The sequence below is a fragment of the Methylobacter arcticus genome (assembly GCF_050917435.1).
GTDB lineage: Bacteria > Pseudomonadota > Gammaproteobacteria > Methylococcales > Methylomonadaceae > Methylobacter_A > Methylobacter_A titanis.
The window spans coordinates 3,500,959-3,523,493 of the sequence record NZ_CP159583.1; the positions used below are offsets into that span (position 1 = coordinate 3,500,959).

Sequence of the window (22,535 nt, forward strand, 5' to 3'; positions counted from 1 at the left end):
CGACATCACGCATAGTGTCGAATTTCGCCATCACCCGCTACGTTTTCCACGCAACGGCCGCACAGTTCGGGGTGTTCTACTGCAATGCCCACATCAGCTTGCTGATGCCAGCAACGCACACATTTTTCATGTTCGGAAACAATAACGTTTAATTGAATACCGTCGATTTCCGTCTGAATGGCTGCTGCCGGGGCATCGGGGGCGGCCATAAGCGAGACATTGGACACAATAAAGATAAAATGCAGTTCGCTCGCTAATTGATTTAAAACCTCAAAATATTCGGCATTACAATACAGTTCGAGTTCCGCATTCAGCGATGAACCTATATCGCCTTTGGCTCGACTCTTTTCCAGCTCCTTGCCGACAGCGGCTCGAACGGCCATAATTTTTTGCCAGCATTCGCGATTCAAAACGGCATCATCGTCCAGCTTGACCAAGCCCTGATACCAGGTTTCCAAAAACACCGACTCGCTACGCTCACCCGGCAAATATTGCCAGAGTTCATCAGCGGTATAGCTGATGATCGGCGCCAGCCAGCGCGTCAGGGCTTCAAGCACATGATACATAGCCGTTTGCGCCGAACGCCGCGCCAAACCGTCGGCTTTTGCGGTGTATTGCCTATCCTTAATGATATCCAGATAAAACCCGCCTAGATCAATCACGCAAAAATGATGCACTTTCTGATAAATATGCTGAAATTGATAGGTGTCGTAGGCCGTCTTGACTTCTTCCTGCAACGTGTATGCCCTATCCACCACCCAGCGATCCAATGCCAGCAAATCTTTATCTGCAACCGCATGTTGCGCCGGGTCGAAATCGTCCAGATTGGACAGCAAAAAGCGCGCGGTATTCCGGAGGCGCCTGTAGCCATCCGAGGTGCGATTAAGAATTTCATCCGACACGGTCATCTCACCGCGATAATCGGTCGCTGCAACCCATAAACGCAACACATCGGCACCCAAATTCTTCATCACCGATTGCGGCGCGACCACATTGCCCTTCGATTTTGACATCTTTTTACCTTCAGCATCGACGGTAAATCCATGCGTCAACACGGCCTTGTAGGGCGCAACCTCGTTCATCGCAACCGAAGTCAGTAATGATGACTGAAACCAACCGCGATGCTGATCTGAGCCTTCCAGATACAAATCGGCCGGAAAGCTCAGCTGCTCGCGCTTTTCCAACACGCAGGCGTGAGTAACGCCGGAATCAAACCAGACATCCAGGGTATCGGACATTTTTTCGTAATGCTCGGCTTCATCGCCCAACAATTCAGCCGCTTCCAGTTCAAACCAGGCTTCTATGCCTTGTTGTTCGATGCGCTGGGCCACCTGCTCAACCAATTCGGCCGTGCGCGGATGCAATTCGCCGGTTTCTTTATGGACAAAAAACGTGATCGGCACGCCCCAGGTGCGCTGACGGGAAATACACCAGTCAGGCCGGCCTTCCATCATGCTTTCGATGCGCGCCTGACCCCATTCGGGAATCCAGGCGACGCGCTTGACTTCATCCAGCGCCTGCTCGCGCAGCTTGTTTTTATTCATCGAGATAAACCACTGCGGCGTAGCCCGAAAAATAATCGGGGTTTTATGCCGCCAGCAATGCGGATAGCTGTGCAGTATCGCGACGTGATGCAGCAGTTTGCCTTTTTCCTCTAGCACTTCCAAGACATGGGCATTAGCGTTGAACACATGCTCGCCGGCAAAGATTTCGGTATTCGGCAGAAAAACGCCGTCATTGCCAACCGGGTTGTCGACCGGCAAGCCGTATTTCAAGCCGACGATATAATCGTCCTGGCCGTGTCCGGGCGCGGTATGCACCGCGCCGGTACCGGCTTCGGTGGTGACATGATCGCCCAGAATGATCGGCACTTGCCGGTCATAAAAAGGATGTTGCAATAATTGATGTTCCAGTTCGGAGCCTTTGCAGTAGGCAATGACATGGTAGTCCTCGATGTCGTACCGCAACATTGCATCTTTAAGCAGTGCTTCGGCGACGACCAAGCGCTCTTTGTTGTCGTCTTTTTCGCATTGCACCACCGCGTATTCCAGCTCGGGGTTTAACGCAACGCCCTGATTTGCCGGCAGCGTCCACGGCGTGGTTGTCCAGATGACTACCGATAATGGCCCAGATCCTTCATGTTCAGGCACATGATGACACCGACTCAAGAATCCGGTTTCGTCGACAACCTGAAAACGCACATCGACCGCAGGCGAATGTTTATCTTCGTACTCGACTTCCGCTTCAGCCAATGCTGAGCCGCAATCGGTACACCAATGTACCGGCTTGGCGCCTTTTACTATGTGACCTTTTTGGCTGATTTTGCCCAACGAGCGCACGATGTCGGCTTCAAAGGCAAAATCCATGGTTAAATACGGATGTTCCCAATCGCCTAAAATACCCAGCCGGATAAAAGCTTCTTTTTGGATATTGACTTGTTTTCCCGCATATTCGCGGCAAGCTTTGCGGAACACGGCAGCAGAAACCTTAACCCCCGCTTTACCGATTTTCTTCTCTACCTGCAATTCAATCGGCAAACCGTGACAATCCCAACCCGGCACATAAGGTGCATCGAAACCGCTTAACGATTTCGATTTAACGATGATGTCCTTTAACACCTTGTTAACCGCATGGCCGATATGAATTTCGCCATTAGCATAAGGAGGTCCGTCATGCAGAACAAACTTAGGTCTACCGGCAAATTCTTGCCTGATTTTGTGGTACAAGTCAGCTTCGCTCCATTTTTTGAGGCGTTCCGGCTCGCGCTGAGCCAGATTGCCTTTCATCGGAAACGCAGTATTAGGTAAATTCAGTGTTTTTTTATAATCCATCGTCATAACAGTTAATCTCGGCAAAAATCTTTATCACCAGGGATGGTGTGTATGCCGCTAGCCGGTAAGGAACCGGCGCGGCGATCACCCACAGGGAGGGAGGGTGTGCTGCAATTGCGCAGGGAGCAAAGCGCGGCTTTGGCCTTAGCCACATCTTTTATAATCTGGAATTTAAGCTCATCCAGCGACTGAAAACGCATTTCATCCCTAATTTTTTGTTTAAAATGCACTTCCACATAGCGGCCGTAAATTTCTCTATTAAAATCGAATAGATGCGCTTCCAGTATAACCTTTGAACCACCGTCGAATGTCGGTCGGGTACCTACATTCGCAACACCTTCAAATTCGTTACCATCAATACCGGTCATGGTAACGGCAAACACCCCATTAATAGGCGTATTTTTTCTAAACATCTGTATATTAGCAGTAGGATAACCGATAGTTCTGCCGCGCTTGTCGCCATGTGCCACACGCCCGCAAACAGAATAGCAGCAACCCAGCATTTTTTCAGCCAGGGCTAAATCGCCATCGCCCAACGCATCCCTGATTAGCGTACTGCTTACTCGAAGCCCGGTTACTTGAAAAGATCCGGTATCTTCAACCTCAAAATCGAATAGCTTGCCCTTCTCCTTGAGCATGGCGAAATTGCCGCGCCGGGTCTTACCAAAATGAAAATCATCCCCAACCACCAGATGCTTTACATTCAGTTTTTTCACTAAAATGTCCTCAATAAAGCGCTCCGCATCACAGTCGGCAAAATTTTGATTAAATCGCAATATCAATAAATCATCAACGGGTAATTTAGAAAATGCGAGCACTTTTTCCCGCAAGCACATCAACCGTGACGGCGCATTTTCTCCCAGAAAATATTCCAGCGGCTGTGGCTCAAAAGTCATAACAACCACAGGCAAAGATAATGCCGCGCCTCGTTCAGCTAGCTTGGCTATTACCGCTCTATGCCCTAAATGTAAGCCGTCAAAATTTCCAATCGTCAGTACACAGCCCGATTTTAACGGTTTTAAATGAGGCAATCCTCTAATAAGACGCATGAAATGTAGCAAATTTAAAAAAGCCTGTATTCTACCACGCGGAAGCATGGCTTGAATTCAAAACATGATAACTGAAGCATATACTCAAAAAAAAAGCCCGGTGGAAAATTCCACCGGGCTTTTTATTTTTAAATCAGCGATGATTTATTTCATCATTGATTTTTTGAACATGCTGTCCAGTTTGCTGTTTGTGTCTTGAGCATACTGAGCTGCACGATTAGCAGCAGCTTCAGCAGCAGCAGCTTGTGAAGAAGCAGAGTCAGCAGCGCTTTTTGCGCTAGCTGCATCAGCAGATGCTTGTGCAACAGAAGTTTTCAAGCCATCAACTTGTGATTGCAAATTTTCGATATCGGAAGTGCTTGCACAACCAACAGCCAAACTAGCAACCAGAGCAATCATTGATAATTTTATTACTTTTTTCATATTTATTTTCCCTTCTAAAAGTTATTACACAAAAAAAAAACTCACCAAGTTTGAATTTTGAACTGTTTTCAAACTATTTTCCAGTTTTATTTTTGGAAAGCTGAAATAATAATTCTCCCTACAACACAAACAAATACAAGTCATTGTTTCTTATTTCAAACACACTTTTAACACCAACTTAATAATGGCAGTTTTTTATTTTATTTTATTTTCACTACCGTTCCCTTGCCTAACCATTGGCTTAAATGATCAATCTGTCCGTTAGTTAACGCAATGCACCCATGAGTCCAATTCATAGATTTATGAATTTTCTCATCTGCTCGACCCAAGCCATGAATACCGATTCGTCCACCTAACGCTGTGTTTTGCGGGGGCACTTGATGATACCTGTGAGCAATCATAATACTATTGTAAGCTACCCGATCAATAACGCCCTGTTCCAGGGCTTTTTGAGCATCCTCCGTAGACGGATAAGTTAAACCAAAAAACTTTCGAAAGGAACTTTGTTCGCCAACCCAACCTATTCGGTAACTTCCAAAAGGCGTGACGTTATCTCCCCGATGGTTTTTAAACCCGGCACCTCCTTGACCAATGGCAATATCATTTAAGACCTCAAGCGTTTGCTGGCCTTTTTTTACCTCAATAGTGAGCGCTTTCGTATCTACTAAAAGCCAGACATCATCGCCTGCGATGACAGTAAAAGAAAAAACACTACAACACAACAATAAATAGATTCGCAACATAAATGTTCTACACTAGAGAAGAATTTTGGTGTACTTTAGTCCACCAGGTTAATTGTCGAATTAAGGATCTAACATGCAAATAGAAACTATCACAACGCATCCATACAACGACCAAAATCCAGGAACATCTGGACTCAGAAAAAAAGTTAAAGTGTTTCAGCAGCCCGGTTACCTGGAAAATTTTGTTCAAGCAATTTTTGACTCGCTAGATGGCCTTACCGGGAAAACCTTGGTGCTGGGCGGAGACGGGCGGTATTTTAACAGACCAGCTATACAAGTCATCATCAAAATGGCGGCAGCCAACGGTTTCGGCGAACTTATTATAGGTCAAGGCGGGCTACTGTCTACCCCTGCGGCCTCACATATCATCAGAAAATATAACGCATTTGGTGGCTTGATTCTTTCTGCCAGCCACAACCCCGGAGGGCCTGACGAAGATTTTGGCATTAAATATAATGTTAGCAATGGCGGACCTGCCCCAGAAAAGGACACCAACGCGTTTTATCAGCGCAGCTTGGTTATCGACAGCTATAAAATAGCCTCTATCGAAGACATAGACCTGGATCGCATCGGTACTCACCAAATAGACAACCTTAGCATCACTATCATCGATCCAGTAGCTGATTATGCTGAACTGATGCAGTCTATTTTCGACTTCAATTTGCTTAAGCAAAGTATCAGCTCAGGCTACATCACCCTGCTCTTCGATGCAATGCATGCCATTACCGGTCCTTATGCAAAAAGAATATTCATAGACATATTGGGCGCAACGCCTGACTCGGTCATTAATGCCGAACCGCTGGAAGATTTTGGCGGCCATCACCCCGACCCCAACTTGGCGCATGCTCAAGAACTTGCCGAGCGCATGTTCGGTTCAGCCCCCCCTGTTTTTGGCGCTGCATCTGACGGCGATGGCGACCGTAACATGATTACCGGCAGCAATATTTTCGTAACACCCAGCGACAGTCTAGCCATTATGGCGGCCAACGCGCATCTAATTCCGGCCTATGCCAAGGGATTGCGCGGAGTGGCTCGTTCCATGCCTACCAGCCAGGCGGTTGACCGCGTCGCAGCCCATTACAACATTCCCTGCTATGAAACCCCGACCGGCTGGAAATTTTTCGGCAATCTTCTGGACGCGGGAAAAATCACCTTGTGCGGCGAAGAAAGTTTCGGCACCGGCTCAGATCATGTGCGAGAAAAAGATGGACTATGGGCGGTATTATTCTGGCTGAACCTGATCGCCATAAAACGCCAGTCTGTTGCCGACATTGTCAATGAACATTGGCAAAAATTTGGCAGGGATATTTATTGCAGGCATGACTATGAAGCTGTAGAAATAGATATAGCCAACGACATTGTTGATCACCTTAGAAGTCAGTTACCCACATTACCAGGACAAACATTCGCTGAATATACCGTTAAATATGCCGATGAATTCAGTTATGAAGATTCTATAGATGGCAGCATCAGCAGCAATCAAGGCATACGCATCGGTTTTGAAAACGGTTCACGCATTATTTTTCGTTTATCTGGAACAGGAACAGTCGGGGCAACCTTAAGAATTTATTTGGAACGCTTTGAAGCTGATGCCTCCAAACATAATCAGAGCGCTCAAGTGGTACTAGCAACGTTAATCAACCTTGCCGAGCAGTTTTGTGAAATTAAAAAACGCACCGGCAGGACTGAGCCTAATGTAGTAACTTAAAATAGGCACAAGGGTAATGATCATCAGCGCCATGATATGCTTTGGCGACTTGAGAAACAGAGAATGTGCCATAAACCAGGAGTCTTTCAAAAAGCGGAAGCCGCATCGATCTTTTGTTGTCTTGGCGTGTAGTGGTCCAGCATGTCTTCGTGGCTGAGCTGGGCTTCATCCAGTTGGTTACCGGCGATAGATAATAAAGCAGCTTTTCTGTTGAATTTTGCAATACCGCATGTCGATCATGGAGACTACGCCCACTTCAATACGATAGCTGAGGGCTCGGGAGTGCGGCCTTTACGAGGTCGATCTTGCTGTTGAAATGTTCAATTTCGACGATACCTGAATCGTGTAAGGTGACGAACTTCAATTTCTTTTGCAAGAGTGCCAAGGCCGCTTCGACAGCTGCAATACAGGTAAACGTTCAGATACTGTTGGCGAATTGGTCGCACAATCATAGAAAACAATAGTCTAAAATTATTTATCTGACATTCCACACCTGAAAATTAAGCATTTAGAATCAATCGGTTGAAAATTATACCGCTAGTTAGCAAAAAATAATATCATTTAATTTCAATGAATTGGCATGAGTATGCAGGGGTTTTGATTCAAAATAATGTGAATTATGCACAAACAAGAGAACCGTATTGATCAATCTTACCCCCGAACCACAAAGTCGTTACGTCACCAGTGTTTTGCAGGCGGCTTCGGTAACGCCTGAGCCAATGGGCAAGTTTTTCTACATGTCCGGCATAATCCATCATCTCCCGATGATCATTAAAACAAGTTAGCGTGGCCCGCAAGTCTTCTTTGACCGTTTTGCTCAGGCTATTTTTTGGCTCAATTTTTCCATTTTGCTGATGAGTGCTTCGACGGCACCCGGTGTACGTTTGAGCTGTTTACAGCGTTTATCCAGCAAAGGGTGCGCTTGGGTTTGTCCGTTTTTCCTGGGTAGGCAGCGTAAGAGATGGAGGCCAAATACTCAGTGACGTAAAAAAGTCCAGTAATTGACTGGTGGGTATGTTGCTCTAAGAAGGACCAGTTATTTTTTTCACCATCGGCAATACCTAAATAGAGGGCATCGGGGTAGTGTTTTTTGACCGTGGCAATTTCTTTTTCAAGCGCTGAAAAAAAGCACCCTTTATGTATTCCGGGACTTCACCGATATAAACGGTATGCAGACGTTCGCCAGTCACCGCGTAAAGCGAAATATTACCCACCATGGATTTCTCGATAACCCTCGTCGCGCATTAATACGTAAGCACCATCAAGGACTCACCACGACCGTGGTAATGGCCTCGTCAAGAGCAGGCGTCTTATATTCCCACACTTCTTCTTTGGCTTGGGCAATACTCCCGACACAATCGCTCACGTCTTGCAGGTAGGAAATGGGCAATTTTGCGATGATGATTGTCTGCCAAATCCTGGCAGACAGAGGGCACATTCATATTGGCATATTTATGCGATAGTTATTACTCGAACTTCGGCGTTGCACTTCGGATGATCCGGGTCTGCTGTTCCAGCGGGGCAATAAATCCTGCCGCCTTTTGAGCTTTGATAAACATACCGTTCCACGTCCACACTACCATAAGGGCTATGGTAAGTTTTGTTGTCTTTGCTCCGTGCGGTCATTTTAGTGTCGCCCAATTTTAGGGAACTGCCATCGGTGTCAAATCGTTGCAGCCATCCAATATGATATTCTCCATCTCCAGTAAACTGCCGGTCAGTTTTAGGGCAAAGCTATCCACACAAATATAGTAACAAATTAATATTAATGAGACTTTATTAAAAGCCATCTTTAATAAATTTCAATGCAATCAATTGGCTGTAAAGATGTGTAGATAGCTTTGGTTTTAGGGTGACTTGGAAGATTAATTCATTGTCGTTGCGCGCTACGATTTCTGCCATGGATTTTCATCGTTATGTTTGAAAGGCTAATAGTTTATCTTAAATTCTGACATTATAAAAAATCAGCCCACTCCCCCTACAAAACACTACAGCAGCAAGCTATTGAACCAATTAGGATTTGGTAAGCAATTACTTCCCGAAATTGAGTTGGCATACCGAAGCCAGTTAAGTGATAATTACTGGAAAATTCACCTTGAAAAAAAGTCATCGAGTGACGGCATACCCAAAAGACATTGGGCTAAAAATGCAACGGTTGCTTGCTAGGTTTTCAGGGAAAGATAAGCGAAGTTAAGCGGCGATTCAGTCAGCCAGATTAGGGCATCATGGAATAAAATAGATGTCCGGGCTTTTGGCATTGATCCCAAAACGATGCGGCGTGGATTGTTCGAATTGAAGGAGGAGAATCCGGCGCCTAAACATATTCGAAAAAAAGAGCGGACGGAAAGGTATAAACGGACAGAGTAAATCGTTGGAGAAACGGTAATATTGCCGTACCTGTTGTCAACAGAATCATCCATCATTCACACATTTTTATGCTGGAAGGGGAAAGATATTGACTGAAATTAAAACTGAATAAGTGATTTTTCTCTGGAAAAGTGGCTCAAAATTAATGGCCGAAAATGGCTTAATTCTGCTAGCCATTGACAAACGAAATACTCTGATACGTCGCTTTTAATTTCAGCCCCTTAAAAAAATTTATGGTTTAGGTCAGGGGCTGAAAAAATTAATAAAATACGTACCTTTTACTGATTTAATCTTCAATAAGAGCAGGAGGTCTATCAACTAACTCGACATAAGCCATAGGCGCATCATCACCGGGTCTAAACCCGCATTTCATAATACGTAAATATCCACCAGCTCTATTTTTGTAACGTGGACCAAGCTCATTAAACAGCTTAGTAACCACATCACGATCACGTAATCGTGAAAAAGCAAGACGCCTTTTAGCAACGCTATCTTCTTTAGATAGAGTAATTAATGGTTCAGCATAACTTCTTAATTCTTTTGCTTTTGGTAAAGTTGTTTTTATTAATTCATGTTTAAATAATGAACTAACCATATTACTAAATAGCGCCTTACGGTGACTGCTATTTATATTGAATTTTCTTCCGGATTTACGATGTCTCATTGTAAGAAGACCTAATGTTAGTGTGTTATTGCGTGGGTTTGATCTGCAAGGTTTTCAGGAGGCCAATTTTCCAACCGCATACCCAAAGATAAACCTTTTAAAGCAAGAATGTCTTTTATTTCTGTTAATGACTTTTTACCAAGATTTGGAGTTTTTAACAGCTCAACTTCAGTACGCTGAATTAAGTCTCCAATATAGAAAATATTCTCAGCTTTTAAGCAGTTAGCAGAACGTACTGTTAACTCAAGATCATCTACAGGACGTAGAAGAACAGGGTCAAATATTTCTTCGACTTCTACCTCCTCCTCTGCAAGCTGATCATTAACTTTTTCAAAATCGACAAAAACAGATAATTGATCATGAAGTATAGTAGCAGCAAGTTTTATAGTTTCTTCTGGATCAACAGTTCCATTTGTTTCTAACTCGATTATTAATTTGTCTAAATTAGTGCGCTGCTCTACACGCGTACTTTCAACCTGATAGGCTACTTTAACAATCGGACTGTATGACGCATCAAGTTGAAGAGCTCCGACAACGAGGCTATGTTCGGAATTTGATTTCCTAACACTTACAGGCTCATAACCTCTTCCACGACGCACCCTAATCTTCATATTTAAGACGCCAACTTGTGTCAAGTTGGCTATTACCAAATCAGGATTAATAATTTCTACGTCATGCGGGATTATTATATCAGCCGCAGTTACACAACCAGCACCATGCTTAGAAAGTGTAAGCTCAACTTCATCTTTAGAGTGAAGCACAACAGCTAACTTTTTAAGGTTAAGCAAAATATCAATTACATCTTCTTGAACACCATCTATAGTAGTGTACTCATGAAGAACGCCTTCAATTTCAACATCGGTAACCGCACATCCAGGAATTGTAGACAACAATACGCGCCGCAGGGCATTACCAATAGAGTGACCAAATCCTCTTTCAAGGGGCTCAATAACAATCTTAGAATGATTAGGTGTTTTACTTACAACCTCAACTAAACGAGGCTTCAGCAAGCTAGAAATAGAATTCTGCATTTATATCCCTCAAAACCGCGATTATTTAGAGTAAAGCTCAACTACCAACTGCTCATTTATATCACTACCTAAATCTACACGATCTGGAAGGGAACTAAATGTACCTGTCATTGCTTTAGAATTTACCTCAACCCAAGAAGGAAAGCCATACTGCTCAGTTACAACCAAAGCATCAACAATTCTCTGTTGTTTTTTTGCTTTCTCTCTGATAGTTAGAATATCTCCCGGAGAAACTTGGTAAGAAGGAACATTAATTAATACATTATTTACTTGAATAGATTTATGACTAACCAACTGACGAGCTTCAGCCCGAGTCGAAGCGAAACCCATACGATAGACAACGTTATCTAATCTTGACTCCAAAAGATTCAACAAGTTTTGACCAGTTGCCCCCTTCTTCAAATCCGCCGATTTATAATAATTTCTGAATTGTTTTTCTAAAATGCCATAAATTCTGCGTAAGCGCTGTTTAGCTCTCAACTGAATTGCATAATCGGAACTTCTTGTGCGCTTAGTACCATGTTGGCCAGGACGCTGATCCAATTTACATTTATTTTCTAAGGACTTTCCTCTGCTTTTTAAAAACAGATCAGTTCCTTCTCTTCGACTTAATTTACAGGTAGGCCCAAGATATCTTGCCATAACAAACTACTCCAGATTTTTTATACGCGGCGTTTTTTCGGCGGACGACAACCATTATGTGGTATTGGCGTCACATCAACAATGTTATTAATTTTGAATCCCAAATTGTTCAGAGAACGCACTGCTGATTCGCGACCTGGACCTGGACCCTTAATCATAACATCTAGGTTTTTCATACCAAATTCTAAAGCTACTGACCCAGCTTTTTCAGCTGCAACCTGAGCAGCAAATGGTGTGCTTTTTCTGGATCCACGAAAGCCCGATCCTCCAGATGTAGCCCAAGAAAGGGCATTTCCTTTCCTATCTGTGATAGTTATGATTGTGTTATTAAAAGAAGCATGGACATGAACTATACCATCCACAACTTCTTTTTTTATACGTTTTCTAGAACGATTTTGACTCGCCATTTACTTCAACCTCTTAAAGGAATATCTTATTTTCTGATTGCCTTGCGCGGGCCTTTCCGAGTACGAGCATTTGTTCTCGTTCTCTGCCCTCTTAAAGGCAATCCTCTGCGATGTCTTATTCCGCGATAGCAACCCAGATCCATCAAACGCTTGATATTCATAGAAACTTCACGACGCAGATCACCTTCCACTGTCATCTTGGAAACCACATTACGAATAGCTTCTAATTGCTCTTCAGTCAGTTCTTTTATTTTTGTCGAAGGCAATACACCTACTTCAACGCAAATTTCACTTGCAGTTTGACGACCAACACCATAAATAGCAGTTAAAGCAATCACCGCATGTTTATGATCTGGTATATTTATCCCGGCAATACGTGCCATCTAGATACTCCCCTTGGTAGCACTCTAAAGTAAAGCGCCAAATTATAGCACTGCATTAATTATGACGCAACAATTATTATCCTTGTCGTTGTTTATGCTTTCCGTCTTCACAGATAACTCTAACAACACCATTTCTTTTTACAACCTTACATTTTCTACAAATTTTCTTAACAGAGGCACGAACTTTCACTACTAACTCCTAGATTGCTCTTGTGCAATAATTTATTTTTTTAGATTAGCTTTTTTCATTAAGCCATCATATTGCTGGGACATAACATGCGTTTGCATCTGCGAGATGAAATCCATTACAACCACGACAATAATTAATAAAGATGTCCCGCCAAAATAAAATGGAACATTCCAGTAAACAATCAAAAATTCAGGCAATAAACAAACAAGTGTAATATAAAATGCGCCAATTAATGTTAATCGAGTCATCACTTTATCAATGTAAGAACTTGTTTGAAGTCCAGGTCGTATTCCAGGCAAAAATGCACCAGATTTCTTTAAATTTTCAGCAGTTTCCTTTGAATTAAACACTAAGGCAGTATAAAAAAAACAAAAGAAAATAATAGCTGTCGCATAAAAAATAACATAAACCGGCTGCCCAGGCGATAGCATAGTAGCCACATCCTGCAACCAAGTAAAGCCTTCGCTATTACCAAACCAACCTGCAATGGTCGCTGGAAACAGAATTATACTTGATGCAAAAATAGGTGGAATTACGCCAGCCATATTAAGCTTTAGAGGTAAAAAACTACTTTGCCCCGCATACATCTTTCGTCCTTGCTGCCTTTTTGGGTAATTAATAAGAATCCTTCTCTGCCCTCTCTCAACAAATACCACCAGAGCTGTAACGGAAATTGACAGCAAAAACAATAAAACAATAAAAGCTCCATTCATTTCACCAGTTCTTGCAAGCTCAAGAGTACCGCCTATTGCTTTGGGCAAACCAGAAACAATACCTGCAAATATGATGAGTGAAATACCATTTCCAATTCCGCGCTCGGTAACTTGCTCACCTAACCACATTAAGAAAATAGTACCAGTGACCAAGGTTACCGTAGTAATAACAATAAAGCTAATACCAGGACTCAATACAACTGAGAGACCACCAGCAGTTTGATTCTGCAATGCCAACGAAATCCCAATTGCTTGAAATGTTGCTAAAACTACAGTACCAAAGCGAGTATATTGAGAAATTTTACGCCTGCCTGCCTCGCCTTCTTTTTTTAGTTGCTCCATCGCTGGAATAACAACAGTCATTAATTGCATAATGATTGACGCAGAAATATAAGGCATTATTCCTAGCGCAAACAGACTTAAGCGCATCAAAGCACCACCTGAAAACATGTTAAACATGTCCAGAATTGAACCACCTTGCTGCTCAAACATAACAGCGAGTGCTTTTGGATCTATTCCAGGCACAGGAATATGGGCGCCGACTCTGTATACAAAAAAAGCACCCAAAACAAAAAGTAATCTAGCCTTAAGCTCTGAAAAACCGCCGACTTTGTCAGCCACCTGCGCTCTTGAAGTACTCACTTAAACCTCTACTTTGCCGCCAACAGCTTCTATAGAAGCTTTAGCCCCACCAGTTACTTTTAACCCTTTGATAGTAACAGCGCGGGTTATTACCCCAGACATAATTACTTTTGCTTTTTTAGTAAAAGAAGGAACAATATTAGCATCAATTAATAGTTTAAGATCAATTACGTCAGCTTTTAAGCTGTCAATCTCATTCAATCTAACTTCAGCCGAATACTTACTCATTAAAGAAGTAAATCCAATCTTAGGCAATCTACGTTGCAAGGGCATCTGACCACCCTCAAAACCAACTTTATGAAAGCCTCCACTACGAGATTTTTGACCTTTATGACCTCTTCCACAAGTTTTACCAAGTGTACACCCAATACCTCGACCTACTCTTTTAGATTTTTTTCGAGCCCCTTCACTTGAACGGATGGTATTTAAAAACATTACACTTCCTCAAATTTTAGCATGTATGATATTTTATTTATCATACCTCGGTTTTCAGGTGTATTGAGCACGACAACCGTCTGATTAATTTTCCGCAACCCTAAACCTTTTAAGCAGGCCTGATGGCGAGGTAAACGGCCAAACCTACTTTTTATCATCGTAACACTTATTTTATTGTCAGCCATTACCACTACCCAATAATCTGTTCAACTGATAAGCCGCGTTTTGCAGCTATTTGATTAGCACTATGCATTCCTGTAAGACCGTTAATAGTTGCTCTAACAACATTAATAGGGTTACTAGTCCCGATGCACTTAGCTAACACGTTATGGACTCCAACCACTTCAAATACAGCTCTCATTGCTCCACCAGCAATGATACCTGTACCTTCTGAAGCAGGTTGCATATAAACTTTAGCTGCACCAGTAGTATTCATAATAGCATACTGCAAAGTATCGCCTTTTAAGGAGACTTTACGCATATTTTTACGCGCCTGTTCTAAAGACTTTTGTATTGCAATAGGCACTTCGCGAGCCTTACTTACACCATAACCAACTCGCCCCTCACCATCACCAACTACTGTTAGCGCTGTGAAACCGAAAACCCTACCGCCTTTTACAACTTTTGCAACACGTCTTACATTAACTAATTTTTCTTGCAAACCATCTGCACTAACCTGAGAAGGTGCTGTAGACATATTATTCCCCTAAAATTTCAAACCGGCTTCACGTGCCGCATCAGCTAATGCCTTGACGCGACCATGATATTTAAACCCTGAACGATCAAAAGCAACTTCAGAAACACCTGCGGCAATTGCTTTTTGTGCAATAAACTTTCCTACTGCAGCCGCAGCAGTTATATTTCCAGTATTTTTTAACGTAGATTTAATTTCGGCCTGGGTTGTTGAAGCACTTGCTAGAGTTGTCGTTCCATCAGCACTAATGATCTGGGCATAAATATGTTGCGCAGTTTTGTGAATTGATAAACGTGTTGCACTTAATTTCTTAATTTTACTGCGCAATTTTAATGCGCGCTTCATACGAGATTGTTTCTTATCCATTACGCTACCTTACTTCTTCTTAGCTTCTTTTCTTGCAACATGCTCATCAGCATATCTGACACCTTTGCCTTTATAAGGTTCTGGTGGGCGATAAGCTCTTATTTTTGCAGCAACTTCACCAACTAACTGCTTGTCACTACCTTTGACAACAATTTCTGTTTGCGTAGGTGTTTCGACAGAAACTCCAGCAGGCACTTCAAAATCAACTGGATGTGAAAAACCAAGAGCTAAATTAAGTATATTCCCTTTGGCTTGAGCTCTATAGCCCACTCCAATCAAGGTCAATTTTTTTTCAAAACCTGCTGATACACCAATAATCATGTTGCTTACGATTGCTCTAGCCGTTCCAGCTTGAGCAGTAGCTTTTTTATCATTCTTATCCCACTGGACTTGGATCACGTTATCCGTAATATCTAGACTAACAGCCGAATTAATAACATAAGATAATTGACCATTATTTCCTTTTACAGTCACATTATTACCCACTAGCTTTATATCCACACCACCTGGGACAATTACTGGAGCTTTAGCAATTCTTGACATAACCTGACCTACACCTTAACAAACAGTACAAATGACTTCACCGCCATGTCCAATTGAACGGGCAGCTCTATCGGTCATAACACCATTTGATGTTGATACAATAGCAATCCCTAGCCCGCCAAGAACTTTCGGCAACTCATCCTTAGATTTATAAATACGTAAACCAGGTTTACTAATTCTTTTTATATTTTCAATTACTGGAGCGCCTTTAAAGTACTTCAACTCGATAGTCATTTCTGTATGACTACCAATTGTTTCCATAGAAAATCCCGTAATAAAACCTTCTTCTTTTAATACCTTGGCAATAGAAACTTTTAATTTTGACGAAGGCTGCTTAACAATTTTTTTACCAGCAGATTGACCGTTTCTAATTCGGGTCAGCATATCTGCAACTGGGTCTGTCATACTCATTTTATAATCTCTCTAAACTTGATCTAAAAGATCTTACCAACTTGCCTTTACCAAGCCTGGCACATCGCCACGCATTGTTGCTTCTCTTAGCTTATTTCGACTAAGACCAAACTTACGGTAATAACCGTGCGGACGCCCGGTTAAGTTACAACGGTTACGAACTCTCGATGCACTAGAGTCTCTCGGTAGCTTCTGAAGTTGTAAATGAGCAGATTCTTTATCTTCAAATGAGGCATTCGGATCCCTGATAATTTCTTTCAAAGATTTACGCTTAACATCATATTTTTTTACTAAAATCTTACGCTTTTCTTCACGCGCAATCATTGATTTTTTTGCCATTTTAATGCGCCCTTTAGTTCTTAAATGGAAAATTAAACAGCTTCAACAAAGCCAAACCTTCTTCATTAGTTTGCGCTGTTGTTGTGATAGTTATATCCATACCACGCAGAGTGTCAATTTTGTCATAATCAATTTCAGGGAAAATGATTTGCTCTTTAACACCCATGGAATAATTACCACGCCCATCAAAGCTTTTAGGGCTCAATCCTCTAAAATCGCGAATCCGAGGAATAGAAATACTTATTAAACGATCTAAAAATTCATACATTCTATCGCTACGCAGCGTTACTTTACATCCAATAGGCATATCATCACGGATCTTGAATCCCGCAATTGATTTTCTTGCCAACGTAACAACTGGTTTTTGACCTGAAATTTTTTCCATGTCGCTAACAGCCGATTGCAGGACCTTTTTATCGGCAACAGCACCACCAACACCCATATTCAGGGTAATTTTTGTGATTCGTGGAGCCTGCATTACAGAATTGTAAGCAAACTGCTCTACCAATGCTGGAAGGATTTTTTCTTTATATACAGTTTCTAGTCTAGCCATGATTTTTATCTACACCTTATACATCAACAACTTCATTTGTTGACTTAAAATATCTGACTTTTTTTCCATCTTCTAGAAACTTAAAGCCGACACGATCTGCTTTTTTGGTCTCAGGATTATACAATCCTATATTGGAAATATTAATCGGCATATCTTTGACAACAATTCCGCCCGAAACTCCAGCATTTGGATTTGGTTTTTGGTTCTTTTTAACTTGGTTTATTCCTTCAACCAAAACCTTATTATCCTTTAAAACCTTACTCACCCTACCACTTTTACCTTTATCTTTACCGGTACGAACGATAACTTCATCGCCTTGTTTAATTCTTTGCATTTTAAACCTACCTTATAAAACTTCAGGAGCTAGTGAAATGATTTTCATGAATTTTTCACCTCTTAGCTCACGTGTTACAGGGCCAAAAATGCGCGTACCTAGTGGCTGTAAATTATTATTCAGAATGACTGCTGCATTCCCATCAAAACGAATAAGTGAACCATCGGGCCTACGTACACCTTTACGGGTTCTTACAACTAATGCGTTATACACTTCGCCTTTTTTAACTCTTCCTCGTGGAATAGCATCTTTAATACTGACTTTGATGATGTCACCAATGCCAGCATAACGCCGATGTGACCCACCTAATACTTTGATACACATGACCCTTTTTGCGCCGCTGTTATCGGCGACGTCAAGGTTAGTTTGCATCTGAATCATGATTTATTCCTAATTATATGTTTATTAAATAGCTTAGTAATGCTATTTGTTGGCACTTTCCAAGACCTGAACCAACTTGAACGTTTTATTCTTAGACATAGGCCTACATGATGTAATGGATACTACGTCGCCTTCTTGGCATACATTCTGGTCATCATGAGCCATCATTTTAGTAGAACGCTTAATATATTTACCGTAAACAGGATGTTTAACAACCCGCTCGACTAATACTGTAATGGTTTTATCCATTTTATTACTAACAACCCGACCAGTGATCGTCCGCAACTTAGTTACATTTTCACTCATTTTATGCGCTCGCCATTTCGTTTAATATGGTATGAATACGTGCCACATCGCGCCTAACCTTTTTCACTTGATCCGGCTTTGACAACTGCCCAGTACCCTTTTGCATTTTAAGATTAAATTGTTCACGCGATAATTCGAGTAACATTGACCCTAATTCATCTTTTGATTTTTGGCGTAATTCACTTACTTTCATTACATTATTGTCCGAGCAGTAAAAAGTGTCTTTAAAGGTAACTTGGCTGCACCTAAAGCGAATGCTTCACGAGCTAATTCTTCAGAAACACCTTGTATTTCATACAACATGGTTCCTGGCTTAACCTGAGCAACCCAGTATTCTACACTACCTTTACCTTTTCCCATACGAACTTCTAATGGTTTTTTAGTAATTGGCTTATCTGGGAAGATTCTTATCCAGATTTTGCCGCCACGCTTGACGTGCCGAGTAATTGTTCTACGAGCAGATTCAATCTGACGAGCTGTTAACCTACCACGTTCAACTGACTTAAGGCCAAAATCACCAAAACTCACGGATGAACCACGTACGGCAGTACCGTTATTTCTGCCTTTATGTTGCTTACGGAACTTTGTTCTTTTAGGTTGAAGCATTTTCTCTATCCCTTCAACTATTTCTTAGAATCTGAATTAATAGATGCTATATGCGCATCCATATCGAATACCTCGCCTTTAAATATCCACACCTTGATGCCGATAATTCCATAGGTAGTATGCGCTTCAGCAGTTGCATAATCAATGTCCGCTCTTAATGTATGCAAAGGGACTCGACCTTCTCTATACCATTCACTACGAGCAATTTCAGCGCCGTTTAATCGACCTCCGACATTAATCTTTATACCCTCAGCACCTAAACGCATTGTATTAGTTACAGCACGCTTCATAGCACGACGATACATAATTCTTTTTTCGAGCTGCTGAGCAACACCTTCAGCCACCAATTGAGCATCTAATTCAGGCTTTCTTATTTCCTCAACATTAAGCTGAACAGGAATACCCATTATCTTAGACACTGCTTGTCTCAATGCTTCGATGTCTTCGCCTTTTTTGCCTATTACAATACCCGGCCTTGCAGTATGTATTGTAATATGCGCATTATTCGGAGGACGATTTATTTGAATACGGCTTACAGAAGCATGAGCTAATTTTTTCTTAATGTAGTCCCTGACTGTTAGATCTTGGTGCAGGAAAACTGAATAATCCTGACTATTCGCATACCATCGCGAATTCCAATCTTTTACAATACCTAGGCGTATACCTGTTGGATGTACCTTTTGACCCATTTTCTGCCCCTACTCGTATTCTGCGACTTTAACTGTAATATGGCAGGTTCTTTTAAGGATATGATTTGCATTTCCTTTAGCTCTTGCCTTGAATCTTTTCATGGTCGCCCCTTCATTTACATAAACGGTTGACACTTTTAATTCGTCAATATCTGCGCTTTCGTTATGCTCCGCATTAGCGATGGCAGACTCCAGAATTTTTTTGATAATTGCTGCTGCTTTTTTTGAACTAAACTTCAAAATATTCAGTGCTTTTTCAACTGGCATACCACGAATCTGATCACCTACTAACCGCGCTTTTTGCGCAGATAGCGGGGCATTCTTTAATTTTGCTGAAATTTCCATAACACAACCTATCTAGATTTCTTATCAGCCACGTGGCCTTTATATGTACGAGTTGGCGAAAACTCACCTAATTTATGCCCGACCATATTCTCAGAAATCAGAACAGGTATGTGCAGTCGTCCATTATGGATTGCAATAGTCAAACCCAGCATATCTGGAATAATCATTGATCTTCTTGACCATGTTTTAATCGGTTTCCGATTATTTGTACTTACAGCATCTTCAACTTTTTTAAGCAGATGATGGTCAATAAAAGGACCTTTTTTAATTGAACGCGGCACGCTAATTCCTCTCTATTTGAGCTTACGACGTCTGATAATCATATTATCAGTTCGTTTGTTGTTTCTGGTTTTATAACCCTTAGTTGGCATACCCCAGGGAGATACAGGGTGTCTACCGCCAGATGTACGGCCTTCACCACCACCATGCGGATGATCCACTGGATTCATTACAACACCTCGAACAGTGGGTCGAATCCCACGCCATCTTGATGCTCCAGCCTTACCAAGAGATATCAAATTATGCTCTGAATTCGAAACCTCTCCAATCACAGCACGACAATCAGCCATAATCTTACGCATTTCACCAGACCGCAACCTAAGGGTTGCATGAGCCCCATCTTTCGCAACCAATTGCGCGGACGTACCGGCGCTACGAGCAATTTGCGCTCCCTTGCCTGGCTTCATTTCCACACAATGCACTGTAGTACCCATTGGAATATTTCTCAAAGGCATACAGTTACCTGGCTTAACAGCTGTAGTTTCCGAAGAGAGAATCTCCTGACCAACCACAAGCCCTTTAGGGGCGATGATGTATTTACGTTCACCATCCTTAAACAATATCAAAGCGATATTGGCAGTTCTGTTTGGATCGTACTCCAGACGCTCAACAACAGCAGGAATATCAATTTTATTTCTTTTAAAATCAATGATTCGGTAGTGCTGTTTATGACCACCACCCACATGACGTGTTGTTATACGCCCATTATTATTACGCCCGCCACTTTTGCTATTCTTACTCAACAAAGGCGCATAAGGTTTACCTTTATGCAAATCATCATTTTTGATCCGCACTACAAACCGTGAACCAGGTGACGTCGGTTTAGACTTTACAATAGCCATGCTTTCTACCGTTTCCTATTGATCTTTTAAAACTTAAATTATTAAGCAGCGGAGAAATCTATATCATGGCCAGACTTAAGTTTTACATAAGCCTTCTTCCAATCAGATCGTTGCCCCAATGAACCGCCGAATCTTTTCTGTTTGCCTTTAACGTTTAAAACCTGAACTGAATCAACTTCAACGCTAAACATTAGTTCCACTGCATTTTTAACTTGTTTTTTCGTTGCCTGTTTTTGCACTTTAAAAACAAATTGATTATTTTTTTCTGCAGCAATAGTGCTCTTCTCAGATACAATCGGAGCTTGTAGCACACCTGCTAAGTGGTATTTATTTAAACTCACGCCAAGCGCTCCTCTAGTTGCTTCAACGCACCAGGTGTAGCAATAACTTTATCAGCTGAAACCAATAACACTGGGCTTAAATTAATTGCTTCAATTACTTCTACATAAGGTATGTTTCGTGACGCTAAAGCTAAATTTGCATCCACACTCTCAACTACAATGAGAATACGCTTTGCTTCAATAGCTTTTATTCTTGCATTCAATTCCTTTGTTTTAGGACTGGACGGCAAAATATCATTACTAACAACTAAGCGATCCTGCCTAACTAACTCAGACAATATTGACCGAACACCAACACGAAACATTTTCTTGTTTAGTTTTTGCTCGTAATTTCTAGGCCTTGCAGCAAATGAAACACCACCTGTTCTCCAGATTGGACTACGAGTTGTACCCGATCTTGCACGCCCCGTTCCTTTTTGTCTCCAAGGCTTTGCACCACCACCACTCACATCAGAGCGTGTTTTCTGAGCCTTAGTTCCGGCACGAGCCCCAGCTAAATGCCTAACAACCAATTGATGAACTAAAGTCTCATTAAATGACTGCCCAAATATAGCCTCAGCCACTTCTACACTTCCAGAAGAGTCTTGTTCGTTTAAAGCTGGTATTTGAATACTCATGGCTTAACCTTTATTTCGCATTTTCATAGCGGGAGTAATTACAACATCACCGCCTTTAGCACCAGGAACTGCACCTTTTACTAAAATTAAATTTCTTGCCATATCAATGGAATGAATAGTCAGATTCTGAACTGTAACTTTTTCAGCCCCCATGTGACCTTCCATTTTCTTACCTTTAAAGACACGACCAGGTGTTTGACACATACCGATAGAACCCAAAACCCTGTGTGAGCGCGAGTTACCATGAGTAGCATCTTGCATGCTAAAGTTGTGACGTTTTATACCACCAGCAAAACCTTTACCAATACTTTTCCCTTGAACGTCAACAACTTGACCCTCAGAAAAAATATCTAATGATAACTGAGTTCCAGTTGTTAAACCTTCACCTTCCCCATCATCCAGCCTGAACTCCCAAAGGCCGCGTCCAGCTGTCACATTTGCTGCTGCGTAATGACCAGCCATTGCTTTATTGACTCTAGATGACTTCTTATCGCCCGCCGCTACTTGAATAGAACGATACCCATCAACCTCAATACCTTTAACCTGAGTAACTCTGTTTGAGTCAATCTGGAGTACAGTAACTGGTACTGACGAACCATCTTCACAAAAAACTCTGGTCATACCACATTTACGACCTATAAGACCTATTGACATCTGCCAA

At 41.9% G+C, this 22,535-nt stretch carries 35 protein-coding genes; 1 reads left to right on the top strand and 34 read right to left on the bottom strand.

Annotation, left to right across the window (positions count from 1 at the left end; all coding sequences use genetic code 11):
* Positions 1 to 5 precede the first annotated feature (5 nt).
* From ileS to ABXJ76_RS16680, 4 genes are all read right to left on the bottom strand, one after another.
* Positions 6 to 2,837, bottom strand: coding sequence for an isoleucine--tRNA ligase (gene ileS / locus ABXJ76_RS16665; protein ID WP_432742142.1), 2,832 nt, complete (start codon positions 2,835 to 2,837; stop codon positions 6 to 8).
* 5 nt (positions 2,838 to 2,842) lie between these two features.
* Positions 2,843 to 3,880 carry a bifunctional riboflavin kinase/FAD synthetase gene (gene ribF, locus ABXJ76_RS16670; protein ID WP_432742144.1) on the bottom strand — a complete coding sequence of 346 codons (1,038 nt, stop codon included), beginning with the start codon at positions 3,878 to 3,880 and terminating at the stop codon, positions 2,843 to 2,845.
* A 144-nt stretch (positions 3,881 to 4,024) separates the two neighbouring features.
* Positions 4,025 to 4,303 carry an Lpp/OprI family alanine-zipper lipoprotein gene (locus ABXJ76_RS16675; RefSeq protein WP_432742146.1) on the bottom strand — a complete coding sequence of 93 codons (279 nt, stop codon included), beginning with the start codon at positions 4,301 to 4,303 and terminating at the stop codon, positions 4,025 to 4,027.
* A gap of 200 nt (positions 4,304 to 4,503) precedes the next feature.
* Complete coding sequence (locus ABXJ76_RS16680) at positions 4,504 to 5,046, bottom strand: L,D-transpeptidase family protein (protein ID WP_432742149.1); 543 nt, start codon at positions 5,044 to 5,046, stop codon at positions 4,504 to 4,506.
* A 73-nt stretch (positions 5,047 to 5,119) separates the two neighbouring features.
* Between ABXJ76_RS16680 and ABXJ76_RS16685 the strand changes: the two genes are divergently transcribed.
* Complete coding sequence (locus ABXJ76_RS16685; RefSeq protein ID WP_432742151.1) at positions 5,120 to 6,754, top strand: alpha-D-glucose phosphate-specific phosphoglucomutase; 1,635 nt, start codon at positions 5,120 to 5,122, stop codon at positions 6,752 to 6,754.
* Positions 6,755 to 7,815: 1,061 nt separating this feature from the next.
* Here the strand turns inward: ABXJ76_RS16685 and ABXJ76_RS16690 are convergent.
* From ABXJ76_RS16690 to rplC, 30 genes are all read right to left on the bottom strand, one after another.
* The gene (locus tag ABXJ76_RS16690) at positions 7,816 to 7,971 is read right to left on the bottom strand and encodes a hypothetical protein (RefSeq protein WP_432742153.1); all 156 of its coding nucleotides are present in this window, start codon (positions 7,969 to 7,971) and stop codon (positions 7,816 to 7,818) included.
* A 44-nt stretch (positions 7,972 to 8,015) separates the two neighbouring features.
* Positions 8,016 to 8,144 carry a hypothetical protein gene (locus ABXJ76_RS16695; protein WP_432742154.1) on the bottom strand — a complete coding sequence of 43 codons (129 nt, stop codon included), beginning with the start codon at positions 8,142 to 8,144 and terminating at the stop codon, positions 8,016 to 8,018.
* A gap of 389 nt (positions 8,145 to 8,533) precedes the next feature.
* On the bottom strand, positions 8,534 to 8,656 hold the full coding sequence (locus ABXJ76_RS16700; protein WP_432742156.1) for a hypothetical protein: 123 nt from the start codon (positions 8,654 to 8,656) through the stop codon (positions 8,534 to 8,536).
* 751 nt (positions 8,657 to 9,407) lie between these two features.
* Positions 9,408 to 9,785: a 50S ribosomal protein L17 gene (gene rplQ, locus ABXJ76_RS16705; RefSeq protein WP_432742158.1), complete on the bottom strand. Its 378-nt coding sequence runs from the start codon at positions 9,783 to 9,785 to the stop codon at positions 9,408 to 9,410.
* A 17-nt stretch (positions 9,786 to 9,802) separates the two neighbouring features.
* Positions 9,803 to 10,816, bottom strand: coding sequence for a DNA-directed RNA polymerase subunit alpha (locus ABXJ76_RS16710; protein WP_432742161.1), 1,014 nt, complete (start codon positions 10,814 to 10,816; stop codon positions 9,803 to 9,805).
* A gap of 21 nt (positions 10,817 to 10,837) precedes the next feature.
* Complete coding sequence (gene rpsD / locus ABXJ76_RS16715; protein WP_432742163.1) at positions 10,838 to 11,458, bottom strand: 30S ribosomal protein S4; 621 nt, start codon at positions 11,456 to 11,458, stop codon at positions 10,838 to 10,840.
* Positions 11,459 to 11,478: 20 nt separating this feature from the next.
* On the bottom strand, positions 11,479 to 11,865 hold the full coding sequence (gene rpsK, locus ABXJ76_RS16720; RefSeq protein ID WP_273454154.1) for a 30S ribosomal protein S11: 387 nt from the start codon (positions 11,863 to 11,865) through the stop codon (positions 11,479 to 11,481).
* Positions 11,866 to 11,891: 26 nt separating this feature from the next.
* Complete coding sequence (rpsM, locus tag ABXJ76_RS16725) at positions 11,892 to 12,248, bottom strand: 30S ribosomal protein S13 (RefSeq protein ID WP_340121049.1); 357 nt, start codon at positions 12,246 to 12,248, stop codon at positions 11,892 to 11,894.
* A 76-nt stretch (positions 12,249 to 12,324) separates the two neighbouring features.
* Positions 12,325 to 12,438 carry a 50S ribosomal protein L36 gene (rpmJ, locus tag ABXJ76_RS16730; protein ID WP_081466878.1) on the bottom strand — a complete coding sequence of 38 codons (114 nt, stop codon included), beginning with the start codon at positions 12,436 to 12,438 and terminating at the stop codon, positions 12,325 to 12,327.
* 32 nt (positions 12,439 to 12,470) lie between these two features.
* On the bottom strand, positions 12,471 to 13,772 hold the full coding sequence (gene secY, locus ABXJ76_RS16735; RefSeq protein WP_432742166.1) for a preprotein translocase subunit SecY: 1,302 nt from the start codon (positions 13,770 to 13,772) through the stop codon (positions 12,471 to 12,473).
* Positions 13,773 to 13,793: 21 nt separating this feature from the next.
* Entirely contained in the window at positions 13,794 to 14,228 is a 435-nt protein-coding gene (rplO, locus tag ABXJ76_RS16740; protein WP_432742168.1) for a 50S ribosomal protein L15, read from the bottom strand.
* Positions 14,228 to 14,413, bottom strand: a complete 186-nt coding sequence (gene rpmD / locus ABXJ76_RS16745; protein ID WP_432742170.1) for a 50S ribosomal protein L30 — start codon at positions 14,411 to 14,413, stop codon at positions 14,228 to 14,230. Before rpmD ends, rplO begins: the two co-directional genes overlap by 1 nt.
* A gap of 5 nt (positions 14,414 to 14,418) precedes the next feature.
* Complete coding sequence (rpsE, locus tag ABXJ76_RS16750) at positions 14,419 to 14,925, bottom strand: 30S ribosomal protein S5 (protein ID WP_273454145.1); 507 nt, start codon at positions 14,923 to 14,925, stop codon at positions 14,419 to 14,421.
* A 9-nt stretch (positions 14,926 to 14,934) separates the two neighbouring features.
* Positions 14,935 to 15,288, bottom strand: a complete 354-nt coding sequence (gene rplR, locus ABXJ76_RS16755) for a 50S ribosomal protein L18 (RefSeq protein WP_432742173.1) — start codon at positions 15,286 to 15,288, stop codon at positions 14,935 to 14,937.
* Between the two features lie 9 nt (positions 15,289 to 15,297).
* Positions 15,298 to 15,831, bottom strand: a complete 534-nt coding sequence (gene rplF, locus ABXJ76_RS16760; RefSeq protein WP_432742175.1) for a 50S ribosomal protein L6 — start codon at positions 15,829 to 15,831, stop codon at positions 15,298 to 15,300.
* A 15-nt stretch (positions 15,832 to 15,846) separates the two neighbouring features.
* Complete coding sequence (rpsH, locus tag ABXJ76_RS16765) at positions 15,847 to 16,242, bottom strand: 30S ribosomal protein S8 (protein ID WP_340121055.1); 396 nt, start codon at positions 16,240 to 16,242, stop codon at positions 15,847 to 15,849.
* A 33-nt stretch (positions 16,243 to 16,275) separates the two neighbouring features.
* A complete protein-coding gene (gene rpsN, locus ABXJ76_RS16770; protein WP_340121056.1) occupies positions 16,276 to 16,581 on the bottom strand; it encodes a 30S ribosomal protein S14 in 306 nt (101 codons plus the stop codon).
* A 13-nt stretch (positions 16,582 to 16,594) separates the two neighbouring features.
* The gene (rplE, locus tag ABXJ76_RS16775) at positions 16,595 to 17,134 is read right to left on the bottom strand and encodes a 50S ribosomal protein L5 (RefSeq protein ID WP_006890477.1); all 540 of its coding nucleotides are present in this window, start codon (positions 17,132 to 17,134) and stop codon (positions 16,595 to 16,597) included.
* Positions 17,135 to 17,150: 16 nt separating this feature from the next.
* Positions 17,151 to 17,468 (bottom strand): 50S ribosomal protein L24, encoded by a 318-nt coding sequence (gene rplX / locus ABXJ76_RS16780; RefSeq protein ID WP_340121058.1) that lies wholly within the window; start codon positions 17,466 to 17,468, stop codon positions 17,151 to 17,153.
* 12 nt (positions 17,469 to 17,480) lie between these two features.
* On the bottom strand, positions 17,481 to 17,849 hold the full coding sequence (gene rplN, locus ABXJ76_RS16785) for a 50S ribosomal protein L14 (RefSeq protein ID WP_273454135.1): 369 nt from the start codon (positions 17,847 to 17,849) through the stop codon (positions 17,481 to 17,483).
* A 42-nt stretch (positions 17,850 to 17,891) separates the two neighbouring features.
* Positions 17,892 to 18,155, bottom strand: coding sequence for a 30S ribosomal protein S17 (gene rpsQ, locus ABXJ76_RS16790; protein ID WP_273454133.1), 264 nt, complete (start codon positions 18,153 to 18,155; stop codon positions 17,892 to 17,894).
* Between the two features lies 1 nt (position 18,156).
* Positions 18,157 to 18,348 carry a 50S ribosomal protein L29 gene (rpmC, locus tag ABXJ76_RS16795; protein WP_006890481.1) on the bottom strand — a complete coding sequence of 64 codons (192 nt, stop codon included), beginning with the start codon at positions 18,346 to 18,348 and terminating at the stop codon, positions 18,157 to 18,159.
* The gene (gene rplP, locus ABXJ76_RS16800; RefSeq protein ID WP_006890482.1) at positions 18,348 to 18,761 is read right to left on the bottom strand and encodes a 50S ribosomal protein L16; all 414 of its coding nucleotides are present in this window, start codon (positions 18,759 to 18,761) and stop codon (positions 18,348 to 18,350) included. Before rplP ends, rpmC begins: the two co-directional genes overlap by 1 nt.
* 17 nt (positions 18,762 to 18,778) lie before the next feature.
* Positions 18,779 to 19,450 carry a 30S ribosomal protein S3 gene (gene rpsC / locus ABXJ76_RS16805; protein WP_340121060.1) on the bottom strand — a complete coding sequence of 224 codons (672 nt, stop codon included), beginning with the start codon at positions 19,448 to 19,450 and terminating at the stop codon, positions 18,779 to 18,781.
* Between the two features lie 9 nt (positions 19,451 to 19,459).
* Positions 19,460 to 19,795, bottom strand: a complete 336-nt coding sequence (gene rplV, locus ABXJ76_RS16810) for a 50S ribosomal protein L22 (protein ID WP_432742179.1) — start codon at positions 19,793 to 19,795, stop codon at positions 19,460 to 19,462.
* 8 nt (positions 19,796 to 19,803) lie between these two features.
* Positions 19,804 to 20,076 carry a 30S ribosomal protein S19 gene (rpsS, locus tag ABXJ76_RS16815; protein ID WP_006890485.1) on the bottom strand — a complete coding sequence of 91 codons (273 nt, stop codon included), beginning with the start codon at positions 20,074 to 20,076 and terminating at the stop codon, positions 19,804 to 19,806.
* Between the two features lie 12 nt (positions 20,077 to 20,088).
* Positions 20,089 to 20,916 (bottom strand): 50S ribosomal protein L2, encoded by an 828-nt coding sequence (gene rplB / locus ABXJ76_RS16820; protein WP_432742182.1) that lies wholly within the window; start codon positions 20,914 to 20,916, stop codon positions 20,089 to 20,091.
* Between the two features lie 41 nt (positions 20,917 to 20,957).
* On the bottom strand, positions 20,958 to 21,257 hold the full coding sequence (gene rplW, locus ABXJ76_RS16825) for a 50S ribosomal protein L23 (RefSeq protein ID WP_340121062.1): 300 nt from the start codon (positions 21,255 to 21,257) through the stop codon (positions 20,958 to 20,960).
* On the bottom strand, positions 21,254 to 21,874 hold the full coding sequence (rplD, locus tag ABXJ76_RS16830) for a 50S ribosomal protein L4 (RefSeq protein WP_340121063.1): 621 nt from the start codon (positions 21,872 to 21,874) through the stop codon (positions 21,254 to 21,256). Before rplD ends, rplW begins: the two co-directional genes overlap by 4 nt.
* A gap of 3 nt (positions 21,875 to 21,877) precedes the next feature.
* The gene (gene rplC, locus ABXJ76_RS16835) at positions 21,878 to 22,528 is read right to left on the bottom strand and encodes a 50S ribosomal protein L3 (RefSeq protein ID WP_432742185.1); all 651 of its coding nucleotides are present in this window, start codon (positions 22,526 to 22,528) and stop codon (positions 21,878 to 21,880) included.
* Positions 22,529 to 22,535 lie beyond the last annotated feature (7 nt).